The following is a 10649-nucleotide window of genomic DNA, read 5'->3' on the forward strand; positions in this document are numbered from 1 at the left end:
GGGTGCCGGCCAGTGGCCGGCACGACCGGATCAACGGCCCAGCGCCCGGCGGATCTCCTCCAGCGCGCCGGGGTCGTCCAGCGTCGACAGGTCACCCGGGTCGCGCTGCTCGGCCAGCGCCTGCAACGAGCGCCGCAGCAGCTTGCCCGAACGGGTCTTGGGCAGCGCGTTGACCACGTGCACGTGCGCCGGGCGCGCCACTGCGCCGAGCGAGGTGGTCACCGTGGCCATCATCTCGGCCACCACTTGCGCCGGATCCTCGCCATCCAGGCCCTGCTTGAGGGTGACGAACACCAGCGGCACCTGCCCCTTCAATTCGTCCTTGACCCCGATCACGGCAGCCTCGGCCACGCGCGGGTGGCTCGAAATGGCCTCTTCGATCTCGCGCGTGCCCAGCCGGTGCCCGGCCACGTTGATCACATCATCGGTACGGCCGAGGATGAAGGTGTAGCCATCGTCGTCGCGGATTGCCCAGTCCAGCGAGCTGTACAGCAGTTCCTTGAAGTGGCTGAAGTAGCTCTGCAGGAAACGGTTGTCGTCGTTCCACACCGTGCTCATGCAGCCCGGCGGCAACGGTGGCGACACCACCAGCACCCCCTTCTGCCCCGGTGCGACTTCCTCGCCGGTGTTCTCGTCGATCACCTTCATCCGGTAGCCGAGGTTGGGGAAGCCCGGCGAACCGAAGCGCACCGGCTTCATCTCCAGGCCCGGCAGCAGGGTCAGCGCCGGCCAGCCGGTCTCGGTCTGCCAGTAATTGTCGATGATCGGCTTGCCGAGCGCTTCGCTGATCCAGTGCGCGGTCGGTTCGTCCAGCGGCTCGCCGGCCAGGAACAGGTATTTCAGCGCGCGCAGGTCGTGGCGATGGATGAAGTCCGCATCGTGCTTCTTCAGCACGCGGATGGCAGTGGGGGACGAGAACATCGTGCGCACGTTGTACTGCTCGCACAGCGCCCACCAGATGCCCGGGTCCGGGTTGGTCGGCAGCCCTTCGTACAGCAGCGAGGTGCAGCCGCCGATCAGCGGGCCGTACACATTGTAGGAATGGCCTACCGCCCAGCCGACATCGGAAGTGGAGAACATCACCTGCCCCGGCCTGCAGTCGAACACGGTTTCCATCGACTGTGCCATCGCCACCGCGTAGCCGCCGACATCGCGCTGCACGCCCTTCGGCTTGCCGGTGGTGCCCGAGGTATACAACAGGTAGCTCGGCTCGCTCGATTCCAGCCACTGCACCGGCACGTCGACCTCACCGATCTGCGCACGCAGCGCGGCGTACTCCACATCGCGGCCCGGCACGCGTGGTTCGGCGGCATCCAGTCCGCGCGACACGATCAGCACGTGCGGCGGTGGCGACGTGGCTTCGGCGCAGGCTGCATCGACCATCGGCTTGTACGGAATCAGCTTGCCACCGCGCATGCCGGCATCGGCGGCGATCAGCAGCTTCGGCTTGGCATCGTCGATGCGCAGCGCCAGGTTGTGCGCGGCGAAGCCACCGAACACCACCGAATGCACCGCACCGATGCGCGCGCAGGCGAGCATGGCGAATACCGCCTCGGCCATGTTCGGCATGTAGATCACCACACGGTCACCGTGACCGACGCCGAGGTGCTTGAGCACGGCAGCGAAGTCGTTCACTTCCCGATACAGCTGGCGATAGGTGATCTCGCGGGTGCTGCTGGTCTCGGTGGAAATGGCAACCAGCGCGAGCTGGTCGGCGCGCTCGGCCAGATGGCGGTCGACGGCGTTGTAGCAGAGATTGGTTTCACCGCCGACAAACCAGCGCCGGAACGGCGGGTTGCTGTAGTCGAGTACCTGCTGCGGCGGTTTGTGCCAATGGATGCGCTTGGCTTCCTCGCCCCAGAAGGCCTCCGGCGCGTCGATCGAGCGACGGTAGGTTTCCTCGTAGTTCATGACGCAGCCCTCCCAGACAAAGTCATGGGTTCGAGGATAGTCCGGCGCTGCCGCGCGGGCCGCCCTACCTTGGTAGGGGGTGGGGTTTTCATGCAGGGCTGCGCCCTGCACCCGCGGTAGTGCCGGCCGCTGGCCGGCAACCTCAGAAGCAACAGCCGAAGCAACAGCGGGTTTCCCGTGGGATGGCGAGGTGGGTCCGGTTGCGGGGGACACCGTGAATCCGTCCATGGAGGCTCGGTCGCCGCATCCATGCGGCTCACGCCCCCACAACCGGACCCACCCCGCCTTCGACAGACTTCCGCGATCTGTCGGAGCACGGGGTCGGATCCCCAGATTCAATATTCAATTCGATATCTGACAGAAAAATCGTGTCGACCAAGGTCGACACCTACCAAGACCAACAGCGACAGCCGTTACCAACCGCCGCAGGAATCTGTCGGGGGTGGGGCGGTGTGGGTTGGCAGGACCGTTGGCGCCATGGGTGAGGGCGCTTTGCTTGCGAAGCACTGCTTTGCAAGCGCCCGAACGCACAGCCGCCAGCGGCTGGGGCGGCCCCCGGAGGGGGGTTTACGGCGTGTCCTGCCAACCCACACCGCCCCGCCCAGCAAGCAGAAGACCAGAGCCGCCTTGGCCTTTGACGTTGCTCCGGTTCGTAGCAGATGCAGGGCTGCAAGCCCTGCCGAACCCCTAGAACGGAGTGGCGGACTCGAACGCGAGCGCCTCGCCCGTCACCGGGTGGGTGAACCGCAGGCTGCGCGCATGCAGATGCACGCGCTGCGCAGGCGCGGCGTCATACAGCACATCGCCAACGATGGGATGGCCGAGACTGGCCATGTGCAGGCGCAGTTGATGGCTGCGGCCAGTAACCGGCTCCAGCGCCACGCGCGTGCGCTGCGCTTCGGCATCACGCGCCATTACGCGCCAGCGCGTCAGCGCCGGCTTGCCGCGTTCGTGATCGATCATCTGCTTCGGCCGGTTTGGCCAGTCCACGATCAGTGGCAGGTCCACGTCGCCGGCATCGTCTTCAAGCAGCCCCTCCACGATCGCTTCATAACGCTTGCCGACCTGGCGCTGCTCGAACTGCATCGACAACGCCACCTGCATGTCCTTGCCGCGCGCATGCAGCAGCAGGCCGGAGGTCACCTGGTCCAGGCGGTGCACGGTCAACGCATCCGGGTACAGCGCCTGCAGGCGCGCGACCACGCAATCCTGGTTCTCGGCGCCGCGGCCGGGCACGGACAGCAGGCCGGCCGGCTTCTCGGCCACCAGCAGCGCGTCGTCGATGTAATGCAGGTGGATCATGCGGCTCCGTATCCGTCCAAACAGAAACGGGGAAGCCGAAGCTTCCCCGTTCTGCGTACCGACCAACGGTCGGTACCTACCTCGATGGGAATGTACCGACCAGCGGTCGACACCTACCTTGATGAAAGAGGTACCGGCTCAAGCCGGTACCGCCTGCATCAGCCCAGCAGGTGGGCAACGCCGGCGCGCTCTTCTTCCAGCTCGGCCAGGGTCTTGTCGATGTACTTCTGGCTGAAGTCGTCGATCGGCAGATCCTTCACCAGGGTGTACTTGCCGTTCTCGGTGGTCACTGCGAAGCCGAAGATCACGCCTTCCGGAATGCCGTAGGAACCGTCGGACGGCACGCCCATGGTGACCCACTTGCCGTTGCTGCCCAGCACCCAGTCACGCACGTGGTCGATGGCAGCGTTGGCGGCCGAAGCGGCCGAGGACGAGCCACGGGCTTCGATGATCGCCGCGCCGCGCTTGCCCACGGTCGGGATGAAGGTGTTGGCGTTCCATTCCTGGTCGTTGATCGCATCGGCGATCGACGCACCATCGGCGGTGGCGAAACGGTAGTCCGGGTACATGGTCGGGCTGTGGTTGCCCCACACGACCAGCTTCTCCATGCCACCGACCGGCTTGCCGAGCTTGGTCGACAGCTGGCTCAGCGCGCGGTTGTGGTCCAGGCGCAGCATGGCGGTGAAGTTTTCCGGCTTCAGGTCCGGGGCCGACTTCATGGCGATGTAGGCATTGGTGTTGGCCGGGTTGCCGACCACCAGCACCTTCACGTCACGGCTGGCGACCTTGTTCAGCGCCGCGCCCTGGGCGGTGAAGATCTTGGCGTTTTCCAGCAGCAGGTCCTTGCGCTCCATGCCCGGGCCACGCGGACGTGCGCCAACCAGCAGGGCGATGTCGGCGTCCTTGAACGCGACTTCGGCATCATCGGTGCCGACCATGCCGGCCAGCAGCGGGAAGGCGCAGTCTTCCAGCTCCATCATCACGCCCTTCAGGGCGGCCTGGGCCTTGTCGACCGGCAGTTCCAGCAGCTGCAGGATGACCGGCTGGTCCTTGCCCAGCATTTCGCCGGAGGCGATGCGGAACAGCAGGGCATAACCGATCTGGCCGGCGGCGCCGGTCACGGCAACACGAACGGGTGCTTTCATGGGGGTTTCCTCTTGCTTGCAAGCGTTTGATGGGACGCCGCGGGCAGAGCCACGCAGGCCTGGCGGGCGGCGGGGAACAGGGAAACGGCCACCCGTGGGTGGCCGTTTCGAAGGGGGATCAGGCGGCGAGGTGCTTGTTCCACTCCGCGACGCGGTCGGCCTGGGCGGCCAGCACGGCGTCGACGTCGCCTTCCAGGGTAATCGAATGGATCACGTCGCCCTGCTTGACCGAATCGACGATCGCCTGGCCTTCCAGGACCTTGCCGAAGACGGTGTGGCGGCCGTCCAGCCAATCGGTCTTGATGTGGGTGATGAAGAACTGGCTGCCGTTGGTGTTCGGGCCGGCGTTGGCCATCGACAGCGAGCCGACCTCGTGCTTCACGCCATTCTTCTCGTCTTCGAACTTGTAGCCCGGGCCGCCGGTGCCACGACCCTGCGGGCAGCCGCCCTGGATCATGAAGTCGGCGATAACGCGGTGGAAGATCAGGCCGTCATAGAAGCCGTGCTTGACCAGGTTCACGAAGTTGGCCACGGTCAGCGGTGCCTTGTCGGCGAACAGCTCGACCTTGATCGGGCCCTGGGTGGTGTCGAAAGTGGCGATGAGGGACATGAAGATCCTTGATGCAAAGGGGAATGCGTCTAGCCACCTAGTTTACACCCGCCTCGTGTCGGCGGCGGCTTCGACCATTGGTGAAGCGCCCCGCTTCAGCCCCCGGACGGGGAGCCGCGCAGCCGGGTCCTGGCGGCCCCGGCCGGGGCGGCGGATGCCCAGCTGAATGGGCCCCGTGACAGGCGTGAAATCCACCTTTTCGCGAATCGTCAAGTTCGACGTATAATGTTGGACTTCTTTTTCCAAATCCGGCGCCGACTGGCCCCCTTTCGTATGTCCATCGAAAATCTTCGCAACATCGCCATCGTCGCCCACGTCGACCATGGCAAGACCACCCTGGTCGACCAGCTGCTGAAGCAGTCCGGCACCCTGTCCGAGCGTACCGTCCTCGCCGAGCGCGTGATGGACAGCAACGACCAGGAAAAGGAACGCGGCATCACCATCCTGGCCAAGAACACCGCCATCACCTGGGAAGACAAGAAGACCGGCATCAAGAACCGGATCAACATCGTCGACACCCCCGGCCACGCCGACTTCGGTGGTGAGGTCGAGCGCGTGCTGTCGATGGTCGACACCGTGCTGATCCTGGTCGATGCGATGGACGGCCCGATGCCGCAGACCCGCTTCGTCACCCAGAAGGCCTTCGCGATGGGCTTCAAGCCGATCGTCGTGGTCAACAAGATCGACCGTCCGGGCGCGCGCCCGGAATGGGTGATCGACCAGGTCTTCGACCTGTTCGACAAGCTCGGCGCCACCAATGAGCAGCTGGACTTCCCGATCGTCTACGCCTCGGCCCTGAACGGCTACGCCGGCCTGGAAGACACCGTGCGCGACGGCGACATGACCCCGCTGTACGAAGCGATCATGCAGCACGCCCCGCGTCCGGAAGTGGACCCGGAAGGCCCGTTCCAGATGCGCATCAGCCAGCTGGACTACAACAACTTCGTGGGCGTGATCGGCATCGGCCGCATCCAGCGCGGCACCCTGAAGAAGAACATGCAGGTCGCCGTCATCGACCGTGAAGGCAAGAAGCGCAACGGCAAGGTCGCCCAGGTGCTGGGCTTCCTGGGCCTGGAGCGCATCGAGCAGGAGACGGCCGAGGCCGGTGACATCGTGGCCATCTCCGGCATTCCGGAGCTGACCATCTCCGACACCCTGTGCCACCCGGATACCCCCGAAGCCCTGCCGGCGCTGACCGTCGACGAGCCGACCATCTCGATGACCTTCCAGGTCAACAACTCGCCGTTCGCCGGCAACAAGGACCTGTCCGGTGGCAAGTTCCTGACCAGCCGCCAGATCAAGGACCGCCTGGACCGCGAGCAGGTCCACAACGTGGCACTGAAGGTCGAACAGCTGGAAGACGCCGACAAGTTCCTGGTCTCCGGCCGCGGCGAACTGCACCTGTCGGTGCTGATCGAGAACATGCGCCGTGAAGGCTACGAGCTGGCGGTGTCGCGCCCGGAAGTGATCATCAAGGAAATCGACGGCCAGATGATGGAGCCGATCGAGCAGCTGGTGGTGGACATCGAAGAAATCCACCAGGGCGGCGTGATGGAAAAGCTGGGTACCCGCAAGGGCCAGCTGAAGAACATGGAACCGGACGGCAAGGGCCGTGTGCGCCTGGAATACCAGATCCCGGCCCGTGGCCTGATCGGTTTCCAGAACGAGTTCAAGACCCTGACCCAGGGTTCGGGCCTGCTGTTCCACGTGTTCGACCATTACGGTCCGAAGGAACAGGGCGCGATCGCCAAGCGCATCAACGGCGTGATGATCGCCAATGCGCCGGGCGTCACTCCCGCCTACTCGCTGGGTCCGCTGCAGGAGCGCGGCAAGCTCTTCGCTGCCGAAGGCGACAACGTGTATGAAGGCCAGCTGGTCGGCATCCACTCCAAGGACAACGATCTGACCGTCAACGCGATCAAGACCAAGCCGCTGACCAACATGCGCGCTTCGGGCAAGGACGACGCGATCCAGCTGACCCCGGCGATCAAGTACTCGCTGGAACAGGCCCTGGACTTCATCGAAGACGACGAGCTGGTCGAGATCACCCCCAAGGAGATCCGTCTGCGCAAGAAGTTCCTGACCGAAAGCGACCGCAAGAAGGCTTCGCGCGGCGGCTGAGCCAGCACCCCGTGGACCAGAGCGGCTACAACCCGGATCCGCATCGGCATCCGGGCCTCCACGTCATCGCCCTGCTCGAAGCGAGCAAGGCGATGCTGGCGCTGTTGGCCGCCACCGGGCTGGAAGTGCTCGGACCGCAGCCGCTGCGGCACGGCATCATGGTCCTGATCCGGCGTTTCAGCCTGGATCCGGACCATGGCACCCTGCCCTCGCTGCTGCACATGATCAGCCCCGACGCGGTGCACCTGGCCGCGGCGGGGATGATCGGCTACGGCCTGCTGCACCTGGTCGAAGCCTGGGGCCTGTGGCGGGCCAAGGCCTGGGCCTCCTGGCTGGGCTGCCTGACCGCCTCCCTGTACCTGCCTTTCGACATCTTCGCGATCATCCGCCATCCCGGCTGGCCATCGTGGACGATCCTGGCGATCAACCTGATCGTGGTCTACGTCCTCGCCCGCGACCTGCGCAAGCGCCACCGCTGAGCACCGGCTACACTGGGGATTGGAGCCGACCAAGCCGCCCCATGCGCCCGTCCTTGCCGCCTCTGCTGACCTGCCTGCTTGCCGCGCTGCCTGCGCTGCTTTCGGCTGGCTGCAGCCCGGCCGCGTCCAGCGCGCATGCGGCCGAACCCGCGAGCCGCAACGTGCCGTTCCCGTACGCCGAAACCGATGTCACCGACCTGCAGGCGCGGATGAGCGCCGGTGAGCTGGACAGCACCACCCTGACCCAGGCCTACCTGCAGCGCATCGCCACCCTGGACCGCACCGGGCCGCGCCTGCGCGCGGTGATCGAGCTCAACCCGGATGCACTGAAGGAAGCCGCTGCGCGCGACCGCGAGCGCCGTGATGGACGCCTGCGCGGCCCGCTGCACGGCATTCCGGTACTGCTGAAGGACAACATCAACGCCGCCCCGATGGCCACCAGCGCCGGCTCGCTGGCCCTGCAGGGGTTCCGCCCGGACGACGCCTACCTGGTGCGCCGGCTGCGCGACGCCGGCGCGGTGGTGCTGGGCAAGACCAATCTCAGCGAGTGGGCCAATTTCCGCGGCAACGATTCGGTGTCCGGCTGGAGCGCGCGCGGCGGCCAGACCCGCAATCCCTATCGCCTCAGCCACTCGCCCTGCGGCTCCAGCAGCGGCAGCGCGGTGGCGGTCGCCGCCAACCTGGCCAGCGTGGCGATCGGCACCGAAACCGACGGCAGCATCGTCTGCCCTGCGGCGGTCAATGGCGTCGTCGGCCTCAAGCCGACCGTCGGCCTGGTCAGCCGCGAGGGCATCATCCCGATTTCCTTCAGCCAGGACACCGCAGGACCGATGACCCGCAGCGTCGCCGACGCTGCAGCCGTGCTGACCGCCATCGCCGGCCGCGACGATGCCGACCCGGCCACGGCGACCATGCCTGGCCGCGCGGTGTACGACTACACCGCGCGCCTGGACCCGCAGGGCCTGCGTGGCAAGCGCATCGGCCTGCTGCAGACACCGCTGCTGAAATACCGCGGCATGCCACCGCTGATCGAACAGGCGGCCACCGAGCTGCGCCGGGCGGGTGCCTTCGTGGTGCCGGTGGAGCTGCCCAACCAGGGCGCCTGGGCCGAGGCGGAACGCACGGTGCTGCTGTACGAATTCAAGGCCGGGCTGGAGCGCTACTTCAGCACCCATCGCGCGCCACTACGCAGCCTGGCCGACCTGATCGCCTTCAACCAGGCGCACAGCAAGCAGGAGCTGGGCCTGTTCGGCCAGGAACTGCTGGTGGCGGCCGACGCTACCGCCGGCCTGGCCGACCCCGCCTATATCCGTGCACGCAGCGATGCGCGCCGGCTGGCCGGCGCGGAAGGCATCGACGCCGCCCTCGCCGCCCACCAGCTCGATGCCCTGGTGGCGCCGACCACCGGTGTGGCGTGGCCGATCCGCAGCGAAGGCGACGACTTCCCCGGCGAGAGCTACAGCGCCGCCGCCGTCGCCGGCTATCCCAGCCTCAGCGTGCCGATGGGCCAGATCAATGGCCTGCCGGTCGGCCTGCTGTTCATGGGCACCGCCTGGAGCGAACCGAAGCTGATCGAAATGGCCTACGCCTACGAACAGCGCACCCGCGCGCGACGCCCGCCGCACTTCGACACCGACACCCTGATCGACGCCGGCGAGCCGTGATCGTGTTTCTGTAGAGCCGAGCCCACGCTCGGCTTCAACGGAAAATCGAAAGCAGCCGAGCATGGCTCGGCTCTACAGCGGCTGGTCGGGCTCTACCGGCACGATCGCCGCCTCACCGTCTTCAGCCCCCGGCGAACGCACATCCGCAGTGCGCGCACGTGGACCGCGCGGCATGTCCAGTTCGTCTGCATGCTGCAGCCGCGCACGCACCTGCGGCAGCGACTGCGGATGCTCGCGCGCGAGGAAATCGAGCATGCGTTCGCGCACCAGGCAGCGCAGATCGAAGGCATCACCGGAGCTGCGCGCACTGACCAGCAGGCGCACCTGGATCGCGCGCTCGCTGGTCTCGGTCACCTGGGTCACGCAGACCCGGCCATCCCACAGCGCTTCACCGCGGCAGATGCGTTCCAGCTCGGCACGGATCGCTGCCACCGGGGCACGATAGTCCAGCCACAGGAACGCGGTGCCGAGCAGATCGGCGCTGCGCCGCGTCCAGTTCTGGAAGGGGTTCTCGATGAACCAGGTCAGCGGCACCACCATTCGCCGCTCATCCCAGATGCGCACCACCACATAGCTGCTGCCGATCTCCTCGATGCGCCCCCACTCGCCTTCGACGATCACCACATCATCCAGCCGGATCGGCTGCGTCACTGCGATCTGCAGGCCGGCGATCAGATTGCCGAACACGGGCTTTGCGGCGATACCGGCCACCAGGCCGATCAGGCCCGCCGAGGCCAGAAGCGCGGTGCCGATCTTCTGCACCATCGGGAAGGTCAGCAGCACCAGCGATGCGCCCAGCACGATGATGCCGCCCATCAGCACACGGCTGAGCACCCGCGTCTGGGTCTGGATGCGGCGCGCTTCCAGGTTGTCGGAGACATCGATGGGATGGCTGCGCAGGATGGCACGTTCGCCCGCCGCCACCGCCCGCACCAGCAGCCAGATGAAGCACGCGGTCAGCGCGATATGCAGCACCCGTTGCAGGTTGCCCAGAACGGGATCCTGCAGCGGCGTGGCCTGCAATGCAGGGATCAACAGCAGCAGCGGCCATGCGGTGGCCATCGGCAGCCCGAGCACACGCCCGATACGCGCGCGCCGACGATCGCGCCCCTTCAGCCGATGGTAGATCCACAGGATCAGCCACGCGCCGATGCCGCCCACCACTACGGCCAATCCCAACGGCCATGCGTATGCCTGTGCGCTTTGCCAGTGCACCGTTGCCACCTCCACTCGAACAGCCAAGTGGACAGACTCGCGCATGGCGCATGAGCGCCACGTCAGTCGTTCGTAAGCAGCGTGTTGGTCGGCAGGGCTTGCAGCCCTGCACCTGCGGTAGTGCCGGCCGCTGGCCGGCAACCTCAACAGAACAGCAACAGCGTGCATTCCGAGGGATGGCGGGGTCGGTCCGGTTGCGGGA

8 protein-coding genes are annotated in these 10649 nt (G+C 66.5%); 3 read left to right on the plus strand and 5 right to left on the minus strand.

Annotation, left to right across the window (positions count from 1 at the left end; translation table 11 throughout):
* Positions 1 to 30 precede the first annotated feature (30 nt).
* The 4 genes from prpE to AC5P53_RS19820 all read right to left on the minus strand — a co-directional run bounded on the left by prpE (position 31) and on the right by AC5P53_RS19820 (position 4968).
* Positions 31 to 1911: a propionate--CoA ligase gene (gene prpE / locus AC5P53_RS19805; RefSeq protein ID WP_241887132.1), complete on the minus strand. Its 1881-nt coding sequence runs from the start codon at positions 1909 to 1911 to the stop codon at positions 31 to 33.
* Between the two features lie 687 nt (positions 1912 to 2598).
* Positions 2599 to 3213, minus strand: a complete 615-nt coding sequence (locus tag AC5P53_RS19810) for an RluA family pseudouridine synthase (RefSeq protein WP_134808543.1) — start codon at positions 3211 to 3213, stop codon at positions 2599 to 2601.
* A 158-nt stretch (positions 3214 to 3371) separates the two neighbouring features.
* Entirely contained in the window at positions 3372 to 4358 is a 987-nt protein-coding gene (locus AC5P53_RS19815; RefSeq protein ID WP_004153634.1) for a malate dehydrogenase, read from the minus strand.
* Between the two features lie 118 nt (positions 4359 to 4476).
* Entirely contained in the window at positions 4477 to 4968 is a 492-nt protein-coding gene (locus tag AC5P53_RS19820) for a peptidylprolyl isomerase (RefSeq protein ID WP_005408225.1), read from the minus strand.
* Between the two features lie 273 nt (positions 4969 to 5241).
* Between AC5P53_RS19820 and typA the strand changes: the two genes are divergently transcribed.
* From typA to AC5P53_RS19835, 3 genes are read left to right on the plus strand one after another with little or no spacing between them, the layout of a single operon-like run.
* Complete coding sequence (typA, locus tag AC5P53_RS19825) at positions 5242 to 7089, plus strand: translational GTPase TypA (RefSeq protein WP_046429077.1); 1848 nt, start codon at positions 5242 to 5244, stop codon at positions 7087 to 7089.
* Positions 7090 to 7100: 11 nt separating this feature from the next.
* On the plus strand, positions 7101 to 7568 hold the full coding sequence (locus tag AC5P53_RS19830; RefSeq protein ID WP_032955872.1) for a DUF2127 domain-containing protein: 468 nt from the start codon (positions 7101 to 7103) through the stop codon (positions 7566 to 7568).
* A 41-nt stretch (positions 7569 to 7609) separates the two neighbouring features.
* Positions 7610 to 9232, plus strand: coding sequence for an amidase (locus AC5P53_RS19835; RefSeq protein ID WP_241887131.1), 1623 nt, complete (start codon positions 7610 to 7612; stop codon positions 9230 to 9232).
* 72 nt (positions 9233 to 9304) lie between these two features.
* Here the strand turns inward: AC5P53_RS19835 and AC5P53_RS19840 are convergent, their stop codons facing one another.
* A complete protein-coding gene (locus AC5P53_RS19840; protein WP_169411760.1) occupies positions 9305 to 10492 on the minus strand; it encodes a mechanosensitive ion channel family protein in 1188 nt (395 codons plus the stop codon).
* Between the last annotated feature and the right edge of the window lie 157 nt (positions 10493 to 10649).

The organism is Stenotrophomonas sp. YJH_SMC_82 (genome assembly GCF_059368875.1).